General features: G+C 28.4%; 34 protein-coding genes. 31 read left to right on the top strand and 3 right to left on the bottom strand.

What is annotated here, in order from left to right:
* Positions 1-68 precede the first annotated feature (68 nt).
* The 3 genes from KGF38_RS12085 to KGF38_RS12075 all read left to right on the top strand — a co-directional run bounded on the left by KGF38_RS12085 (position 69) and on the right by KGF38_RS12075 (position 1288).
* Positions 69-305, top strand: a complete 237-nt coding sequence (locus tag KGF38_RS12085; protein ID WP_074179941.1) for a helix-turn-helix transcriptional regulator — start codon at positions 69-71, stop codon at positions 303-305.
* Positions 298-1089, top strand: a complete 792-nt coding sequence (locus KGF38_RS12080) for an ORF6N domain-containing protein (protein WP_074179942.1) — start codon at positions 298-300, stop codon at positions 1087-1089. The genes KGF38_RS12085 and KGF38_RS12080 overlap by 8 nt, the downstream gene beginning before the upstream one ends.
* 61 nt (positions 1090-1150) lie before the next feature.
* Positions 1151-1288 carry a hypothetical protein gene (locus KGF38_RS12075; RefSeq protein ID WP_176702546.1) on the top strand — a complete coding sequence of 46 codons (138 nt, stop codon included), beginning with the start codon at positions 1151-1153 and terminating at the stop codon, positions 1286-1288.
* A gap of 11 nt (positions 1289-1299) precedes the next feature.
* Here the strand turns inward: KGF38_RS12075 and KGF38_RS12070 are convergent, their stop codons facing one another.
* Entirely contained in the window at positions 1300-1467 is a 168-nt protein-coding gene (locus KGF38_RS12070) for an Arc family DNA-binding protein (protein WP_074176849.1), read from the bottom strand.
* A 76-nt stretch (positions 1468-1543) separates the two neighbouring features.
* On the opposite strand from KGF38_RS12070, the gene KGF38_RS12065 reads away from it, so the two are divergent.
* Positions 1544-1690 carry a ribbon-helix-helix domain-containing protein gene (locus KGF38_RS12065; RefSeq protein ID WP_079770298.1) on the top strand — a complete coding sequence of 49 codons (147 nt, stop codon included), beginning with the start codon at positions 1544-1546 and terminating at the stop codon, positions 1688-1690.
* Here the strand turns inward: KGF38_RS12065 and KGF38_RS12060 are convergent.
* Positions 1664-1981 (bottom strand): hypothetical protein, encoded by a 318-nt coding sequence (locus tag KGF38_RS12060; protein WP_074179943.1) that lies wholly within the window; start codon positions 1979-1981, stop codon positions 1664-1666. The genes KGF38_RS12065 and KGF38_RS12060 overlap by 27 nt on opposite strands.
* Before the next feature lie 125 nt (positions 1982-2106).
* Here KGF38_RS12060 and KGF38_RS12055 point away from each other — a divergent pair, with 125 nt between their 5' ends.
* The 4 genes from KGF38_RS12055 to KGF38_RS12040 all read left to right on the top strand — a co-directional run bounded on the left by KGF38_RS12055 (position 2107) and on the right by KGF38_RS12040 (position 3744).
* Complete coding sequence (locus KGF38_RS12055; protein ID WP_176702547.1) at positions 2107-2277, top strand: hypothetical protein; 171 nt, start codon at positions 2107-2109, stop codon at positions 2275-2277.
* 2 nt (positions 2278-2279) lie between these two features.
* Positions 2280-3035: a phage antirepressor gene (locus tag KGF38_RS12050; protein ID WP_074179944.1), complete on the top strand. Its 756-nt coding sequence runs from the start codon at positions 2280-2282 to the stop codon at positions 3033-3035.
* 63 nt (positions 3036-3098) lie between these two features.
* On the top strand, positions 3099-3428 hold the full coding sequence (locus KGF38_RS12045) for a helix-turn-helix domain-containing protein (protein WP_074179945.1): 330 nt from the start codon (positions 3099-3101) through the stop codon (positions 3426-3428).
* A gap of 127 nt (positions 3429-3555) precedes the next feature.
* Positions 3556-3744 (top strand): hypothetical protein, encoded by a 189-nt coding sequence (locus tag KGF38_RS12040; RefSeq protein ID WP_021408370.1) that lies wholly within the window; start codon positions 3556-3558, stop codon positions 3742-3744.
* A 140-nt stretch (positions 3745-3884) separates the two neighbouring features.
* On the opposite strand, the gene KGF38_RS12035 is transcribed toward KGF38_RS12040, so the two are convergent.
* Positions 3885-4055: a hypothetical protein gene (locus tag KGF38_RS12035; RefSeq protein ID WP_021401433.1), complete on the bottom strand. Its 171-nt coding sequence runs from the start codon at positions 4053-4055 to the stop codon at positions 3885-3887.
* Between the two features lie 141 nt (positions 4056-4196).
* Here KGF38_RS12035 and KGF38_RS12030 point away from each other — a divergent pair, with 141 nt between their 5' ends.
* The 23 genes from KGF38_RS12030 to KGF38_RS11920 all read left to right on the top strand — a co-directional run bounded on the left by KGF38_RS12030 (position 4197) and on the right by KGF38_RS11920 (position 14690).
* Positions 4197-4349, top strand: coding sequence for an Arc family DNA-binding protein (locus KGF38_RS12030; RefSeq protein ID WP_074179946.1), 153 nt, complete (start codon positions 4197-4199; stop codon positions 4347-4349).
* A 10-nt stretch (positions 4350-4359) separates the two neighbouring features.
* Complete coding sequence (locus tag KGF38_RS12025; RefSeq protein ID WP_074179947.1) at positions 4360-4575, top strand: hypothetical protein; 216 nt, start codon at positions 4360-4362, stop codon at positions 4573-4575.
* Positions 4576-4587: 12 nt separating this feature from the next.
* A complete protein-coding gene (locus KGF38_RS12020; protein WP_176702548.1) occupies positions 4588-4758 on the top strand; it encodes a hypothetical protein in 171 nt (56 codons plus the stop codon).
* 78 nt (positions 4759-4836) lie between these two features.
* Positions 4837-6789 carry an AAA family ATPase gene (locus KGF38_RS12015; protein WP_074179948.1) on the top strand — a complete coding sequence of 651 codons (1953 nt, stop codon included), beginning with the start codon at positions 4837-4839 and terminating at the stop codon, positions 6787-6789.
* Between the two features lies 1 nt (position 6790).
* Complete coding sequence (locus tag KGF38_RS12010; protein ID WP_074179949.1) at positions 6791-7660, top strand: recombinase RecT; 870 nt, start codon at positions 6791-6793, stop codon at positions 7658-7660.
* Positions 7660-8370, top strand: coding sequence for an MBL fold metallo-hydrolase (locus tag KGF38_RS12005; RefSeq protein ID WP_074179950.1), 711 nt, complete (start codon positions 7660-7662; stop codon positions 8368-8370). The genes KGF38_RS12010 and KGF38_RS12005 overlap by 1 nt, the downstream gene beginning before the upstream one ends.
* Positions 8371-8400: 30 nt before the next feature.
* Complete coding sequence (locus KGF38_RS12000; RefSeq protein WP_074179951.1) at positions 8401-9204, top strand: hypothetical protein; 804 nt, start codon at positions 8401-8403, stop codon at positions 9202-9204.
* Between the two features lie 44 nt (positions 9205-9248).
* Positions 9249-9506, top strand: a complete 258-nt coding sequence (locus tag KGF38_RS11995) for a hypothetical protein (protein ID WP_074179952.1) — start codon at positions 9249-9251, stop codon at positions 9504-9506.
* A gap of 14 nt (positions 9507-9520) precedes the next feature.
* Positions 9521-9859 (top strand): NUMOD1 domain-containing DNA-binding protein, encoded by a 339-nt coding sequence (locus tag KGF38_RS11990; protein ID WP_074179953.1) that lies wholly within the window; start codon positions 9521-9523, stop codon positions 9857-9859.
* 10 nt (positions 9860-9869) lie between these two features.
* On the top strand, positions 9870-10022 hold the full coding sequence (locus KGF38_RS11985; protein WP_021401441.1) for a hypothetical protein: 153 nt from the start codon (positions 9870-9872) through the stop codon (positions 10020-10022).
* 22 nt (positions 10023-10044) lie between these two features.
* Positions 10045-10239 carry a hypothetical protein gene (locus tag KGF38_RS11980; protein WP_021360304.1) on the top strand — a complete coding sequence of 65 codons (195 nt, stop codon included), beginning with the start codon at positions 10045-10047 and terminating at the stop codon, positions 10237-10239.
* A 31-nt stretch (positions 10240-10270) separates the two neighbouring features.
* Positions 10271-10429, top strand: a complete 159-nt coding sequence (locus KGF38_RS11975; RefSeq protein ID WP_021401454.1) for a hypothetical protein — start codon at positions 10271-10273, stop codon at positions 10427-10429.
* Complete coding sequence (locus KGF38_RS11970) at positions 10426-10599, top strand: DUF3797 domain-containing protein (protein WP_021401503.1); 174 nt, start codon at positions 10426-10428, stop codon at positions 10597-10599. The genes KGF38_RS11975 and KGF38_RS11970 overlap by 4 nt, the downstream gene beginning before the upstream one ends.
* Entirely contained in the window at positions 10599-10838 is a 240-nt protein-coding gene (locus KGF38_RS11965; RefSeq protein WP_021401483.1) for a hypothetical protein, read from the top strand. Before KGF38_RS11970 ends, KGF38_RS11965 begins: the two co-directional genes overlap by 1 nt.
* A 115-nt stretch (positions 10839-10953) precedes the next feature.
* The gene (locus tag KGF38_RS11960) at positions 10954-11121 is read left to right on the top strand and encodes a hypothetical protein (RefSeq protein WP_167813395.1); all 168 of its coding nucleotides are present in this window, start codon (positions 10954-10956) and stop codon (positions 11119-11121) included.
* A gap of 118 nt (positions 11122-11239) precedes the next feature.
* On the top strand, positions 11240-11449 hold the full coding sequence (locus tag KGF38_RS11955) for a hypothetical protein (RefSeq protein ID WP_011861010.1): 210 nt from the start codon (positions 11240-11242) through the stop codon (positions 11447-11449).
* 11 nt (positions 11450-11460) lie between these two features.
* Positions 11461-12465, top strand: a complete 1005-nt coding sequence (locus KGF38_RS11950) for a nucleoid-associated protein (RefSeq protein ID WP_227832418.1) — start codon at positions 11461-11463, stop codon at positions 12463-12465.
* An 8-nt stretch (positions 12466-12473) separates the two neighbouring features.
* Entirely contained in the window at positions 12474-13364 is an 891-nt protein-coding gene (locus tag KGF38_RS11945; RefSeq protein WP_227832416.1) for a radical SAM protein, read from the top strand.
* 4 nt (positions 13365-13368) lie between these two features.
* Positions 13369-13536, top strand: coding sequence for a hypothetical protein (locus tag KGF38_RS11940; protein WP_074179348.1), 168 nt, complete (start codon positions 13369-13371; stop codon positions 13534-13536).
* Entirely contained in the window at positions 13529-13900 is a 372-nt protein-coding gene (locus tag KGF38_RS11935) for a hypothetical protein (RefSeq protein WP_074179349.1), read from the top strand. The genes KGF38_RS11940 and KGF38_RS11935 overlap by 8 nt, the downstream gene beginning before the upstream one ends.
* Before the next feature lie 2 nt (positions 13901-13902).
* A complete protein-coding gene (locus KGF38_RS11930; protein WP_074179350.1) occupies positions 13903-14091 on the top strand; it encodes a hypothetical protein in 189 nt (62 codons plus the stop codon).
* An 11-nt stretch (positions 14092-14102) separates the two neighbouring features.
* Positions 14103-14411, top strand: a complete 309-nt coding sequence (locus KGF38_RS11925; RefSeq protein WP_074179351.1) for a hypothetical protein — start codon at positions 14103-14105, stop codon at positions 14409-14411.
* An 81-nt stretch (positions 14412-14492) separates the two neighbouring features.
* Complete coding sequence (locus KGF38_RS11920) at positions 14493-14690, top strand: DUF6877 family protein (protein ID WP_074179352.1); 198 nt, start codon at positions 14493-14495, stop codon at positions 14688-14690.
* Positions 14691-14697 lie beyond the last annotated feature (7 nt).

The following is a 14697-nucleotide window of genomic DNA, read 5'->3' as shown; positions in this document are numbered from 1 at the left end:
AGCTATTGACAATGTACTAATAGTACTGTACTATTAGTACATAAGATAAAATAAAAGAAGGTGAAAAAATGAATAAACTAAAAGATTTCAGAATACAAAAAGGATTGAGCAGAAACCAGCTAGGTGCTGAGTTAGGTCTTACAAGTAGGTATATAGCTTTCTTAGAGAATGGCGAGAGAGTACCATCTTTAAATACAGCTATAAAAATAGCAAATTATTTCAATACTTCAATAGAATATATTTTTTTGAAAAATAAATGTACTAAAAGTACATTAGAGAAAAAGGGAGTTGAAAGATATGAATAACTTACAAGTAATAGAAAGAAACAACGAAAGAGTTTTAACTACACAACAACTAGCAGATGTATATGAAACAGATGTAAGAAATATAAGTAACAACTTTAATAATAATAAAGAGAGATTTATTGAAGGTAAACATTATTTTTTATTACAGGGTGATGATTTAAAAACTTTTAAAGGTATTCATACAAAATATGAAAGCCTAAAATTTACTTCTAAAATGTATCTTTGGACTGAAAGAGGAGCAAATAGACATTGTAAAATCCTAGATACAGATAAGGCTTGGGAGCAATTTGATAATTTAGAAGAAACACATTTCAAGGTTAAGCAACAGAAGTTAACTTGTATAGAAGATGTATTAATAGAAAGTTTAAAAGAAATGAAAGATTTAAGACTACAAGTTAATCAAGCTAACAATATAGCATTAGAAGCAAAAACAGAAGTTAAAACAATAAAAGAAGTTGTTTCATTAAATGCTACAGACTGGAGAAAGGATACACAACAACTAATTGCAAGAATAGCAAAACAACAAGGTAGTTTTGAACATATAAACATGCTTAGAAGAGAAAGTTATGATTTACTAAACAATAGGTTTGGAGTTGATTTAAATCGAAGATTAATCAATAAAAAAAGAAAGATGGCAGAAGAAGGTGTATCTGAATCTAAAAGAGAGAAAATCAACAATTTAGATGTAATACAAGATGATAAAAAGCTTATAGAGGGTTATGTGGCTATTGTAAAAGATATGGCTTTAAAATACGGAATATCAAGCGATTTAAATAAGAATTAGTTTAAATCGAACTAGCACTTTGAAAATTAAATACAGAATATTCAAAAAGAGGTGAGATAGATTGAGCAGTAAAAAGAAATATACTCTAAGTATTACAGAAGAATTATATGTTAAATGCAAAGAAAAAGCTAATCAAAGAGGTATGTCAGTAAATGAGTACATACTATCAGTGATTAGCAAAAACTTAAAAAATATTTAATTTTTATTAACTTAAACATTAATTTTACCATTTACTTTTTCATAACTTTCAACATGTTTTTTAATTAATTGTTCTATTTCTTTATTGGCAGAACGACCTTCACTTTCAGCTATATACTTGATTTTTTCAAGTAGATTGTTATCTATTCTAAGTGTGTATCTAGGCAATTTTGATGGCATAAATATAGCATCCTCCTTGAGTCTAAATGATGTCACTATTATATCATAAAAATAATTAAAGAAAGAGGGAGATAAAATGAAACATGAGCAAACAACGCTTCGTATACCAGAGGACTTGTACAAAGCGTTGATAGATTTAAGTAGCGAAACTGGAATACCTGTTACATATATTATAATTTATGCGATATGGCAATATTTATCGAATGTAAGAAGACCAATGTAAAACATAAAAAAGATATATACAATGATTAACTAGAGTATTAACAGAAATCTTATTGTCTTTTGCAATTTTTTCTAATAATGATTTTAAGTGTTCAGGCATTCTCAATGTAAAGCGTATATTTTCTTCAGTTTTATCTGAAACACATTCAAGTCCCTCAACTGTTTCATCTTTTCTTAATATGTCATTGAGAGCATATAGAATAAGCGAAGATTTTGGGATACCAGTTTGAAAGGAGATTTTATCCAAACTTTCATTTAATGGTATGAATATTCTTGCGGTAATAGTAGTCATTTTGACACCTCCTTAATGACATTATACAAAAAAAGTTTGAAAAAGTCTTGACACCTAATAGGTGCGAGAATATAATGGACATATAGACACCTAATAGGTGTCAAAAAGATAGGAGGTAAAACACAATGGAAAAAATAAGAATGACAATAAGACTAGTGCCAAAATTAAATCAAGATGTACAAAATATAGCTAAACTATGTGGGAAAAGTAAAAATTCTATTATTATAGATGCTTGTTGGGATTTTGTTGAGAAAATTAAAAAAGAAAATAAATTTAATATAGGAAGCGAGGAATAAAAATGAATAATTTACAAATATTTGAAAAAATGGAATTTGGACAAATAAGAATGGTTGAAGTTGATAAGAAACCATATTTTGTTGCAACAGACATAGCTAAATGTTTAGGATATGCAAACACAAGTAAAGCAATAAATGACCATTGTAGGTGGGTAACAAAAAGTTACATACCCCATCCGCAAAATGAAAATAAGGTACTAGAAGTAAATGCAATACCCGAAAGTGATATGTATAGATTGATTGTGAATAGTAAACTACCAAATGCAGAAAAATTTGAAAGCTGGGTATTTGATGAAGTTTTACCAACAATACGTGAAACTGGAGGATATATACAAACAACAAATGATATGTCAGATGATGAAATCATGGCAAGAGCATTACAAGTAGCTCAAAGGAAAATAGAAAGTAAAAATAGAGAATTGGAAGAAAAGAATAGATTTATCAATCAGATAGCATCTTCAAAAAATAGTTTACTTGTGAGGGAGGTAGCAAAAGTAATCTCTAAAAGTAACGGAATAATAATTGGTGAGAAAAGGCTATATGAAAAATTGAGACTATGGGGTTTGGTATTTAAAAATTCAACTGAGCCAAAGCAACTTGCAGTAGATAAAGGATATTTAGAAACTGTAGAAGGTACTAGAGAGACATCGACTGGTGTATTTACTTATAGAACAACAAGAGTTACAGGAAAAGGTCAAGAGTACATTCTAAAAAGATTATTAAAGGAAGATGAAGAACAAATATCAATGTTAAGTTAAATCATAACAACACCTTGAAAATTAAATACAGAATATTCAATTAATATAAAGGGAGGTTTGAGAATGAATGTAGCATTACAATTTATAGATACAAAAGACTTAGTTCAAGAATTAATGAATAGAGACGATACAACAGACATCATTAAGATGTTTTTAGATAGACAAGGAATTAAGCAAATGAAGTTAGTCACATTAAAAGAGTTTAAAGAGTATTTGAAAGTGTCAGATGTAACAGCGAGAAATATGGTAAAGGAAGCAGAAACACAAAATCTATATACAGTTATCAAAATCGCAGGATGTTATAGAATAGATTTGATTTCTTTTGAAGAATATGTAATGAAAAATGCAATAAAGGATAAAGATGTAATGAAAAAGAGAAAGGGGGTGATTTAGTTGGAACTAGTGACATACAGAAATGTGCTTTTTTTACTCAAAAATGGAGAAAAGATTGCAACTATAGAGTTAAAAAAGAAGTTTTTAAGAAATAGATTTAAATTAAAAATAAGATAGGAGAGATAATTTGAAAACAATCTATAAAAACAAAGTTTACAAGGTAGAGAGAAACAAAGAGTTATATAAGATTACATACTATGACGAGCAGAGAAGTAACAAGAAGTTTAATAAAGATAAGAAAGTTAAAAGAAGTGCATTAACAAGAGATATAAATGTAGTTAACACATATTTACCAGCTAATTTAAAAATAAAATGAGTTTAATCTATAAATAATTAAAGAAAAGGGTGATTGGATGCAAATGGAGCAAACAACAATACGCCTGTCTAGAGAACTTAAAGACAAGCTTCTAAAACAGGCAAAAGTTAAAGGATATACATTAAAAGATATGGTAGTTTTTATTCTAAAGGATTATCTTCAAAATATTTCTCAAGAATAAATTCAATTTCTCTACCCACAGAACGCTTATCTTTTTGAGCAAGTTGTTCGATTTTCTCAAAAAGAAGTTTATTAATTCTTAGTGTAAATCTCTTATCTTCTTCACGAGTATAAATATCTTTATTGGACATATTTTATCATTCCTTAATACAAAAATTTGACGTCTTTATGACACTTTAATAATAAAATAATTAATAAAGAAAGTCAATAAAAATGCTTGACGTCAAATGTATGACATGGTATTATTGAAACAAGGAAGGAGTTGACGTCAAATGTATGACAAAGACGAGAGAGTAAGGTTTACTTTTAGATTACCAGCAACACTACTTGAAAAAATGAAAATCATAGCATCGACAGAAGGCAGTTCAATGAACTCGCTAATATTGCACATACTTTGGGATTACATAAAAGAAATAGAAAAATAAGGAGGTAATTATGAATAAATTCGATTTAAAGAAAGTTGAAGTAGGAAATGCAGTAAAGGTAAATTGCAAAAGACTTGGTTTTGAAATTGATTGTATCGTAGTAGTGGCAACAGAAAATGAGCTAAATTTAGCTTACTACGACAAAGAAAGAGGATGTATGGAGTATCAAGCTTTAATAACAGAGGATACTCAAGATGGTGATTACGAGATTAAAGTTTTATCTTAGGGGGTGTATTTAATGGAATTAGCTATATCAGTTGCAACAAGTCAAATTAAACAAGCAAAGAAAAGCATAAAAGAATTAAAAGCAAAAGAGGATTATGACAAAGACACTCTAAGCTGGTGGGAAGGTGTTAAACAAGCTAGTGAGAATATACTAGAGTTTTTAGAAATAGAAAATAGGGCATAAGAAAAGAGCCTAATGCGAGGCTCGATTCAAGAACATAATATAAAATATAAGCTAATTATAGCACAAGGGGGAACTAAAATGAAAGCAATTTTATTAAAAAGTTTAGATATAGAGAATTTTAAAGGAGTAAAAGAACTTCATATAGATTTTGAAAATAGAACTAATGTGTCTGGAGAAAATGCAACTGGGAAAACAAGCATATTTGATGCCTTCACGTGGGTAATGTTTGATAAAGATAGCAAGAATAGAAGTGTGTTTGAGATAAAACCTTTAGACCAACAAAATAAGGTCATTAGAGGACTTGTAACAACCGTTACAGCAGTATTAGAAGTTAATAATAAAGAGATAAAGTTAACTAAAAAATATGAAGAAAAGTGGACTAGAAAAAGAGGAGAATCAGAAGCAACTTTTACTAAAAATGAAACAACTTACATGATAAATGATACTCCAATAAAAAAGAGTGAATATGTAAAAGAGATAGCAGAAATAGCAGACGAGGACCAGTTTAAATTACTTACTAATCCATACTTTTTTTCAAATGAACTTAACTGGAAAAAAGCTAGGGAAGTGATTTTAGAGATATGTGGAGACATAACAACAGAACAGATTATAGAAGCTAAACAGGAGTTAACTCCACTAGTTGTAGAGTTTGAAAAGGAAAATAACATAGACAAGATTATTAAAAATAGAAAAGCTAGTAAAAACAATCTATCTAAAGAAAAAGAAGAAATACCAGTAAGAATAAATGAATGTGACAGAGGAATGTATGATGTAGATTTTAAAGAAATTGAAGCTCAACTTAACGCTAAAAAAGCTGATTTAGAAGCTATTGAGGATGAGTTACTAAGTGGCACAAAGGCAAATGAACAGATTTTAAAAGATAAAGAAAAAGTATTTGAACTAAAACAAGAGATACAAAGTATTAAACAATCAGCGAGTGAAAAAGGAAACAAGAAAAGAAATGAGTTAATAAGTGAAAAGGATGAGTTGCAATATAATATTAAAAATTTAAGAAATAATCTTGTTTACTTAGAAAGGGATAACGAGTTAAAAGAAACTTTGAAAAAAAGAGCGATTGAAGAAACAACAAATTTAAGGGACAAATGGACTAAAAAGAGTCAGGAAACATTAGACTTAAGTACTATTCAGACTGAGTGTCCAACTTGCAAAAGAGCTTTAGAAACTAGTGATATAGAAGAAAAGAAAAAGGAAATGTTAGATAATTTTAATCTAAATAAATCTAAAGAATTAAAAGAAATAGCAGCACTAGGCAAGTCTAAAAATGATGATATGGAATTATTTAATACAGAAATTGAAAGATTGAGACTGGATGTAAATAAGACTTTAGAAGAGATACAAGAAAAAGCAGTATTAATAGATAAAATAAAAAAAGAATTAGAAAATACAAAATCTACAGAGATATATCTAGTAGAAGAAGAAAATAGATTAACAGAAATTAGTGTAGAAATAAAAGAGCTAGAAGAAAAAATAAACAATAAAGATGATGAAAAAAACATTGATGAACTAAAAGAAAATAAGAAAAAATTGGCGATTGAAATTGAGTCACTTAATAAAGAACTAGCTAAAAGAGATATTAACAAAGAGCTATTAGATAGAAAAGAGCAGTTGTTAGAAAAAGAAAAAGAATTAGGTATAGAACTAGCTCATCAAGAAAAAATACTCAACTTATGTGAGTTATTTATAAAAACTAAAGTTAGTTTATTAGAAAGTAATATAAGTAGTAAATTTAAGAATGTAACATTTAAGTTATTCAAAGAACAAATAAATGGAGTCATTGAAGAAACTTGTGAAGCTTTAATAAATGGTGTGCCTTTCAGCAATGTCAATACGGCAGGACAGATAAATGGAGGGCTAGATATAATAAACACTCTATCTAATCATTTTGGAGTTAAAATGCCAATATTCATTGATAACAGGGAAAGCGTGAATACTTTGATTGATATTGATAGCCAAGTGATAAATTTAGTTGTAAGTAATGATAATCCATTAAAAATAGAAGGGGTGAGTTAATATGACAAATGAAATACAAGTTCAAAGTACAGTTAAAAATTTACTTTCAAGGGAGAATTATCAGAAACGTTTTAAAGATGTGCTAGGTAAAAAAGCACAGACCTTTATGGCTTCGGTTGTAAATGTATCGAATTTAGCATCTTTAAAGGATGCAGAACCTAATTCAATTTTAAAATCCGCTATGGTTGCGGCAACATTAGACCTACCAATAGACCCGAACCTAGGTTTTTCTTACTTAGTACCTTTTACAAATAAAGGAGTTAAAGAAGCGCAATTTCAAATTGGATATAAAGGGTTTATACAACTAGCTATGAGGACTGGACAGTATAAAACAATCAATGCAATAGAAATCTATGAGAATGAGATTAAAAGCGTTAACAGATTGACTGGAGAAATAGAATTTAATGAAAATAAAGACGAGATAGACAATGAGATAGTTGTTGGATATATAGCATATTTTAAACTGTTAAATGGATTTGAAAAAACTCTATACATGAGTAAAGAGGACATGGAGAAGTATGCTAAAAGATATAGTCAAACATACAAAAGTAATAAGGATTATGTTGTAAAATCAAGTCTTTGGACAACGGATTTTGACGCTATGGCAGTTAAAACAGTACTTAAAAGATTACTTTCTAAATACGGAATATTAAGTATAGAAATGCAGAAAGCTTTAGAAACTGACCAAGCAGTCATAAAAGATGATGACTCAGTTGAATACGTAGATAGACAAGTAGAAGAAGAAATAGAAGAAAATGCTAATAAAAAGACTATAGATATGACAATAGAAGAAAAGGAAAAAGCTATTGAAATTAAAGAATCTAAGCCCGAAGAAGTAAAGCAACAGGAATTTGAAGCACCACCATTTTAATGAAAATTAAAGTATTAGGGAGCGGTAGCAAGGGCAATTGTTACTTGCTCCAACTAGAAAAAGAAACTTTGATACTTGAATGTGGGATTAACTACAAAAAGATATTAAAAGGCTTAGATTTCAATTTAGAAAGTGTTATTGGGTGTTTGGTCACACATGAACATAAAGACCATTCTAAGGCTATCACAGAGCTTACAAATAATGGAATAGATGTATATTCTAGCAAGGGTACATTGGAAGCTTTAAAAATAGAAAATCATAGAACTAAGATTATAGGAAGTGAGAAATTATTCAAGATAGGTAACTTTAAGATAATGCCTTTCTCAACTAAACATGATGCAGTAGAGCCACTTGGATTTTTAATAAATCATAAAGAAATTGGAAATTTATTATTTATAACTGATACTTACTATTGTGAATACAACTTTAATAATCTAAATCACATCATGATTGAATGTAACTATAGTAAAGATTTATTAGATAGTAATAAAAATAAGATTTATCTTAGAAATAGAATTGTTAAAAGTCATTTTGAATTGAGTAATGTAATTAATTTTTTAAGAGCTAATGATTTAAGTGATATAAAAACAATTACATTGCTTCATCTAAGTGAAGATAATAGTGATAAGAATTTATTTATAAAAGAGATAGAAAAGAATGTAGGAATACCAGTAATGGTAGCTGAAAAAGGAATAGAAATTTATTTATAGAGGATAGAAGTTGATTAAGTAGGTGAAACCTTGAAATATACAATATTAGGATTCAGTCAGAAAAAGGCAGTAGAGCTAGGATTAAATACAAAAGATTTACTTATATTAAGATGGTTTGTAGATTTTCTAGGTAGTGGTAGGATGGCAAGGAAACTTGTTAATGGAATTGAATACTATTGGGTTGATTATTCAGGAGTCATTAAAGAACTACCAATTCTTTATACAGAGAAACACGACACTATTTATAGAGTACTCAAGAAACTAGATAAAATAGGGATATTAGAACATGCTACCTTAAAACAAGGTGGTACATGGAGTTATTACAAATTAGGATATAGATACATAGAATTGATTAGTGATAGTTATCAACAGGCCGGAAATAAATCCGACTGCTCGGAAATAAATCCGTACCCTTCGGATATAAATCCGACCCAAACGGATATAAATCCGGAACGAAAAACTAATCTACTATATCCTTCTACTATACCCTGTAACTATACTACGCAGTCGAGTGCTGTAGTGAATAAAAATAAAGAAATTATCGAAGAAAAAACACATTTAAAGTTAAGTAATAATATGCAAAAAAAAGTATCTGCTTGGGATGAAAATAGACTATTAAAAGCAGTAGACATATTCATAGAGAAAAAGGGTGAAGCATTCAGTTTCCTAGAGAAAATTTATAGAGACAATAGAAATTTTATAGAGAAGGATATCGAGCAAGTTAATAAGACCAAGTTTCATAACTTTGATGAAACATTCACTCAGTATACTACTGATGAACTAGACGAGATTATTAAAAAGAGTCAAAAAGAGAAGTTTGGAGTAGGGGGTTAATATAACTATTAACTTCCTAGAAGTTAAAAATTGGAGGGATTGAAATGATAATAATTAGAAGTCAAGATAGATTAGAACTAGTAAAAACTGAATGGGTAAGTGTTGATAGAGAATATGTCTATGTAAGGTTTAGAGACAAAGAAAAATTTCAAGAAATAGGAATATATAAATCAGAAGAAAGAGCTCTTGAAGTATTAAATGAGATACAGGATGCTATCATCGCAGGAACTAAGCTTGATGTTATAAATAGGGATAGAGTTAAGTATTACAAAGAGAAAGTGTTTGAAATGCCAGTTGAATAAAGGGGGCTAAGGATATGGCTAAAGTTTGGATGGATGCAGGAGAGTATTTAAGTAAAGTTATAGATTTGGAAGACCTATTTGAGCTTAATTTAAGAAAAATAAGAGAATCAAATGAAAGTAAGAAAATAAAGCTGAAAATTAATGAATCGCAATTCAAAAAAATAAGAAAAAAACCAACTAATGATACAAAAAGTAAACCTATAAAAGTTTTTAATATAGAAACTGGAGAAATTATGATATTCAAAAATGCAAAGGCTGCAAGTAAATACTTAAAGATTAGTGGAGATTATGCTAGTTGTTTAGCTAGAGAAAATAGAGTAACTAGAGAAGGTTGGAAAGCTGAATATATTTAAGAGGTGACAGATGGTACTAGCAAATGTGGAGCAAGTAATTAAGTTAGCTGAAAAGATATTAAATAAGAAAAAGTGTTCTGTTAATAAAGCTATTGATATAGCTATAAAAATATTGAGTAGGAATGAATATGAGGGGATATTGAAGATTAAATTAGGAAAATAATTTTAATTAAGGAGGCTTGATTATGTTGTATTTAGCAAGAATACAGTTTAAAAGAGAAGAAAATTCAAAGGTTGAAAGTGGATATATGATTGGGGATGGTTTTACTAATTCATGCTTCTTAGATGAAGATTTTAATCCATTATCAAAAGATAAAGATGGTTTTTCACTTTATGACTATAGATTAGATTTTAAGAATCCGTTAGAACTTAAATTATAAAATTTTTTAGAGTATAAGGAGAAAATTGAAAATGAAAATACAAATGCAGTTAACTAAAGATAAAGAGAGTTTCGAATTTTGTGTAAATTCAGAAGAAGAAGAGATGGAGAAATTGTTTGATGAATTTGTATCACAAATGTTAGCTTGTAGAAGAAAAAATAAGAAAGTTCAAGGAGATATTGAGAAATGAAATTAAAAGACATTATAAAACTTGGAGAAAAGTATTGTTATTGTCCTCGTTGTGGTAATGACAAGATTGGAAATAACGAAGGCAAATTAATAGTTGAAGAACACACATACTATAGGGAATGTTCTTGTGGTTTTAATATATTAATTGATGATAGAAAGGATGAGATATAATGCATATTTCAACGATTATTTTGCTATTAATAGGAAGTTTTATAGCTGGTAGAGTTTATGAGAACCATTTGAGAACTGAAAACTGTGAAGAATGTGAAAGTATTAGAGAATTTATACAATCTAATGAGCTGTGTGAGTATTGTTCAAAAGAAATTGATACATGTGATAAAAAATGTTACAAAAACATTTTGAAGAGAAGAAGAAAGTATTATATAGATGGAGAGGATATTGAAAAATGAATATCTTAGGAGGGTTAATGTTGTTAGGAATAGGCATTGTAGTTGGTAGGGTTTATGAGTATAGATTGAATCTAAAAGAGTGTGAAAATTGTGATAATAAAAGAGGTGTATAAGAATGGATGATAGATTAGAAATGATAAATGCTTCTGTAAATTATATACAGATGATATGTGAAAGTTCAAATATAGCCATTATAGCAGAGCAAGGAAGAGTTAGAATATTAGATTTAGAAACTAAAGAAAAATATGATTTATTAAAAAATAAACTCGAGGAAATGTTATAAGAAATATAAGTGAAAATATCTAATTAAAACAGTTTAGAGAGTTGCAAAATGTCTTTTAGTATAAATTATTGTTGAAGTGTTTTGTGACTCTCAAAAATGAAAATAAGGGGTGGGATAAATGTATGAATATATATTAAGATGGCAAATAGGATTATCGTTAGAAAATAGAAAAATACATTATACATATGGAAGTAAAGAAGCTTTAAGAAAGAAAGCAAAGGCATTGGCTAAAGATGAAAATATAGTACTAATAACTATAGATAAGGTAGATGAAGTTATAAAAAATACTATAAGCGAGAAGATTATAGAACGCTTTAAAAATTTATAAGGGGTGAAATTATGATAATACACAAATTTATAATACATGTTTTAGATAAGAATAGCGATACACCAATACTAAATGACTTTGAGGGTAGAGTCAGTCAAGATATTGAAGCTTTCTTTCAAAAGAAGATAAGCAAAGTATCAAGAGATAATGACATCAGAACAGCTATATTTAATGACTATAGTAACAATCTAATTAAGAAGTGTTGTGAACAAATTATTTATGATGAAAGTTCATTTTTAAATAACTCTAAAGAGATTGCAGCTTATTTATTTGATGTTATGAAGCTTAATGCTACATTAGAATCTTGTGATTTGGCAATTTGCTTATACTCTCAAAAAGATGAAAAGAAAGTTGCTATATTAAAGCTTGATTACAATAATTCGTATACTCATTCAATAGAGTTTAAAGATGATAAATTTAATATACAGATGTCTAAAAATGAAATTAATATACAAGAAACTAAGACAGTCAAAATTGCTGCTTTGGTTGGATTGAGTGGAATGAATGATGAATACCATTTAAGAGTTTTAGACAAGGATGCAGAGAAGGAAGAAGGTAATTCTAAGTTTGTTACAGAGTTTCTAAATGCTACTAAAGTTAAAGATGATAAATATAAAACTAAGAAGTTCAAAAATATAGCTGAGAATTGGATAACTAATGCTCTTAGTAATGATATAAAACAAGCAGAGGATATAAGAAGTATATTAAATTATACTTTGAAAGAAAAACATGAAATTGATATAAAAGATTTTGCTGATAAATCAATTAAAGATGATGGATTAAAAAATAGCTTCAAAGAACATATGGAGGAAAAAGGCCTTGACGAAGGCTTTAGTATAGATAAGAAATGGGTTGAGAAAAAGCTTAAAAAAAGAAGTATAAAAACAGATAATGGGTTTGATATAAAAGGAAATTTAACTGATTTTGAGGACCCAATGAAATATACAGTAAGACAAAATCAAAATGGGTCTATAGATATAATTATTAAGAATGTAACATTTTATGAAGAAAAGTAGGTGCTCATATGAGAATAGGATTAATTGATGTTGATAGTCATAACTTTCCTAATTTGCCATTGATGAAAATCTCAGCATGGCATAAACAACAAGGAGATAGTGTTGAGTGGTATGAGCCTTTACTATCAAGCTATATGGATAAAGTTTATATGAGTAAAGTATTTACAGACTCTAAAGACTACCAATGGAATATAAACGCTAATGAAATTGAAAAAGGAGGAACAGGGTACTTTTATCCGAATGGAGGGAATGTGTTAAGTTATGAAATAGAACATCAATATCCTGATTATGATTTGTATAATATTAAAAATGTGGCGTATGGTTTTTTAACTAGGGGTTGTCCACGTTCCTGTTCATTTTGTATAGTTTCTGAAAAAGAAGGTATTAAATCTAAGAAGGTTGCGGATATAGAAGAATTTTGGAAAGGTCAAAAAGAAATTAAGTTATTAGACCCTAACCTGCTTGCATCAAAAGAACATTTAGAATTACTTGGACAACTAATAAAAACTAAATCGTATGTAGATTTTACACAGGGGCTTGATGCAAGGCTTTTGACTAAAGAAAATATAGAATTGTTGAAACAAATTAAAATAAAAACTATTCACTTCGCTTGGGATTTTATGAGCGAAACAGACAAAATAATTCCAAAACTTGAAGAATTTAAAAAAGAAATGAATTTAGGCTATCAAAAGTTGAAAGTATATGTCTTAACCAACTATGACACGACAATGGAAGAAAACTTGTATAGAATTTATAAATTGAAAGAGCTAGGATATGACCCTTATGTGATGATATACAATAAATCAAATGCAAGTAAAACAATTAGAAGATTGCAAAGATGGGTTAATAATAAAATTATTTTCAGAAGTGTAGATAAATTTGAAGATTATAAGGGGTGAGCATATGACTAATAAAGAAATGTGCAAGTCAAATAATCTTGATGAAAGAGAAGTGTATAAGAGTTTTGGGAAAGAGATTTGTGCTAGTTGTATAAATGATAGAGTAGATTGTGAAAGTAAAGATTGTGATGTAGCATTTAAAAATTGGCTGGAGGAAATTTACTATGTATAGTATTTATAAAGTAAAACTTAAAACTAAAAGAACATTGGAACAGGTAAGAAATCAAAGTGCAGACTTTGAGTATTCAGAACAAGGATTAAAAGATGCACTTAGATACTATAACTTAATTGATGGTTTAGAAATAATTGTAGTTACATTTGGAGATGAATATTGTCTAATTAATTTTAATGAAGAAGATAAAAAGACGATAATGGAAGCATATTATCTTTTAGAACAAGATGAATATACTGGATGTTATATAAATGAATATGAACGATTTAAAAAAGATTGGGAAAATAGTAATTATGATGGGGAAGCTGGTATGGTATTTTCAGATGATGAATTTGAGATAATCGAGAAATTAAGGGAGGGTTAAATATGAATAAAAGAGTCAAAATGAAAAAAGGATTAATTCATGAAGAATGTAATGAAAGATGTGATAATTATAGATTTGTAATTAGAAATAATCTTATAACTTGTAATGTGTGTGCAGGATGCAAATATAAAGAAAACATGGATAAAGTATGTGAAGAGAACTATAAGAAATTAAGATGTAACAAGGGCTAAGGAGTTTGATAATGAGTGACGAAATAAAATTTATAGATAAAGTAACTTTTGACAATGTCATAAAAGATAACACCAGAGGATTATTTCTATATAAAAATGAAGGAGCACAGGTTTTTATAGGTATTGATAATTCAATTGGAGAATGTTGGATTGAAACTAAAGGTACAAGAGAAGAATGTATTGCATGGCTGATGGATGAAGAAGAAGGAAAATACGATAAATTGAATGTAGGGATTATGTCAATTAGAAGGGCTAGTGATAAACCTCCGCCATCTAAAATGATAAAAGTAATGATGAAATGTTTTGATGAAATGTTCTAAAAAATACATGAGTCAAGGTAAGTTTGTGAATGAAACCAAAAGTTTATAGACTTACTTTGACTTATAAAGGATGATTTGAAGATGAAAAATAAAGTTCAGATAACTAATATACAAGAACTAAATTATGCCCTAAATAAATACAATATTCCATTTAACATATTAAGTGATGTTGATAGAAGGATATGTGACTGGATGGCTAATGGTGGGAATGAAGAAGATACTTATATCAAACAACAATATAGATATGTAGAGAATTTTATAAATAGGTTTTGTGACTAGGAAGTGA

Source organism: Clostridioides sp. ZZV14-6387, from assembly GCF_020657835.1.
GTDB classification, from domain to species: Bacteria; Bacillota; Clostridia; order Peptostreptococcales; family Peptostreptococcaceae; genus Clostridioides; species Clostridioides difficile_A.
This window is presented reverse-complemented; position numbering and strand designations above follow the sequence as displayed.

Excerpts from the sequence above, each read along its gene's own strand:
- KGF38_RS11985 (WP_021401441.1), top strand. The coding sequence starts at position 9,870 with ATGGTACTAGCAAATGTGGAGCAAGTAATTAAGTTAGCTGAAAAGATA.
- KGF38_RS11990 (WP_074179953.1), top strand. The coding sequence starts at position 9,521 with ATGGCTAAAGTTTGGATGGATGCAGGAGAGTATTTAAGTAAAGTTATA.
- KGF38_RS12010 (WP_074179949.1), top strand. The coding sequence starts at position 6,791 with ATGACAAATGAAATACAAGTTCAAAGTACAGTTAAAAATTTACTTTCA.
- KGF38_RS11935 (WP_074179349.1), top strand. The coding sequence starts at position 13,529 with ATGTATAGTATTTATAAAGTAAAACTTAAAACTAAAAGAACATTGGAA.
- KGF38_RS12060 (WP_074179943.1), bottom strand. The coding sequence starts at position 1,981 with ATGACTACTATTACCGCAAGAATATTCATACCATTAAATGAAAGTTTG.
- KGF38_RS12030 (WP_074179946.1), top strand. The coding sequence starts at position 4,197 with ATGTATGACAAAGACGAGAGAGTAAGGTTTACTTTTAGATTACCAGCA.
- KGF38_RS11940 (WP_074179348.1), top strand. The coding sequence starts at position 13,369 with ATGACTAATAAAGAAATGTGCAAGTCAAATAATCTTGATGAAAGAGAA.
- KGF38_RS11980 (WP_021360304.1), top strand. The coding sequence starts at position 10,045 with ATGTTGTATTTAGCAAGAATACAGTTTAAAAGAGAAGAAAATTCAAAG.
- KGF38_RS11975 (WP_021401454.1), top strand. The coding sequence starts at position 10,271 with ATGAAAATACAAATGCAGTTAACTAAAGATAAAGAGAGTTTCGAATTT.
- KGF38_RS12085 (WP_074179941.1), top strand. The coding sequence starts at position 69 with ATGAATAAACTAAAAGATTTCAGAATACAAAAAGGATTGAGCAGAAAC.
- KGF38_RS12065 (WP_079770298.1), top strand. The coding sequence starts at position 1,544 with ATGAAACATGAGCAAACAACGCTTCGTATACCAGAGGACTTGTACAAA.
- KGF38_RS11965 (WP_021401483.1), top strand. The coding sequence starts at position 10,599 with ATGCATATTTCAACGATTATTTTGCTATTAATAGGAAGTTTTATAGCT.
- KGF38_RS11930 (WP_074179350.1), top strand. The coding sequence starts at position 13,903 with ATGAATAAAAGAGTCAAAATGAAAAAAGGATTAATTCATGAAGAATGT.
- KGF38_RS12070 (WP_074176849.1), bottom strand. The coding sequence starts at position 1,467 with ATGCCATCAAAATTGCCTAGATACACACTTAGAATAGATAACAATCTA.
- KGF38_RS11970 (WP_021401503.1), top strand. The coding sequence starts at position 10,426 with ATGAAATTAAAAGACATTATAAAACTTGGAGAAAAGTATTGTTATTGT.
- KGF38_RS12055 (WP_176702547.1), top strand. The coding sequence starts at position 2,107 with ATGGAAAAAATAAGAATGACAATAAGACTAGTGCCAAAATTAAATCAA.
- KGF38_RS11960 (WP_167813395.1), top strand. The coding sequence starts at position 10,954 with ATGGATGATAGATTAGAAATGATAAATGCTTCTGTAAATTATATACAG.
- KGF38_RS11920 (WP_074179352.1), top strand. The coding sequence starts at position 14,493 with ATGAAAAATAAAGTTCAGATAACTAATATACAAGAACTAAATTATGCC.
- KGF38_RS12005 (WP_074179950.1), top strand. The coding sequence starts at position 7,660 with ATGAAAATTAAAGTATTAGGGAGCGGTAGCAAGGGCAATTGTTACTTG.
- KGF38_RS12045 (WP_074179945.1), top strand. The coding sequence starts at position 3,099 with ATGAATGTAGCATTACAATTTATAGATACAAAAGACTTAGTTCAAGAA.
- KGF38_RS11950 (WP_227832418.1), top strand. The coding sequence starts at position 11,461 with ATGATAATACACAAATTTATAATACATGTTTTAGATAAGAATAGCGAT.
- KGF38_RS11945 (WP_227832416.1), top strand. The coding sequence starts at position 12,474 with ATGAGAATAGGATTAATTGATGTTGATAGTCATAACTTTCCTAATTTG.
- KGF38_RS12035 (WP_021401433.1), bottom strand. The coding sequence starts at position 4,055 with ATGTCCAATAAAGATATTTATACTCGTGAAGAAGATAAGAGATTTACA.
- KGF38_RS12015 (WP_074179948.1), top strand. The coding sequence starts at position 4,837 with ATGAAAGCAATTTTATTAAAAAGTTTAGATATAGAGAATTTTAAAGGA.
- KGF38_RS11995 (WP_074179952.1), top strand. The coding sequence starts at position 9,249 with ATGATAATAATTAGAAGTCAAGATAGATTAGAACTAGTAAAAACTGAA.
- KGF38_RS11925 (WP_074179351.1), top strand. The coding sequence starts at position 14,103 with ATGAGTGACGAAATAAAATTTATAGATAAAGTAACTTTTGACAATGTC.
- KGF38_RS11955 (WP_011861010.1), top strand. The coding sequence starts at position 11,240 with ATGTATGAATATATATTAAGATGGCAAATAGGATTATCGTTAGAAAAT.
- KGF38_RS12025 (WP_074179947.1), top strand. The coding sequence starts at position 4,360 with ATGAATAAATTCGATTTAAAGAAAGTTGAAGTAGGAAATGCAGTAAAG.
- KGF38_RS12050 (WP_074179944.1), top strand. The coding sequence starts at position 2,280 with ATGAATAATTTACAAATATTTGAAAAAATGGAATTTGGACAAATAAGA.
- KGF38_RS12020 (WP_176702548.1), top strand. The coding sequence starts at position 4,588 with ATGGAATTAGCTATATCAGTTGCAACAAGTCAAATTAAACAAGCAAAG.
- KGF38_RS12080 (WP_074179942.1), top strand. The coding sequence starts at position 298 with ATGAATAACTTACAAGTAATAGAAAGAAACAACGAAAGAGTTTTAACT.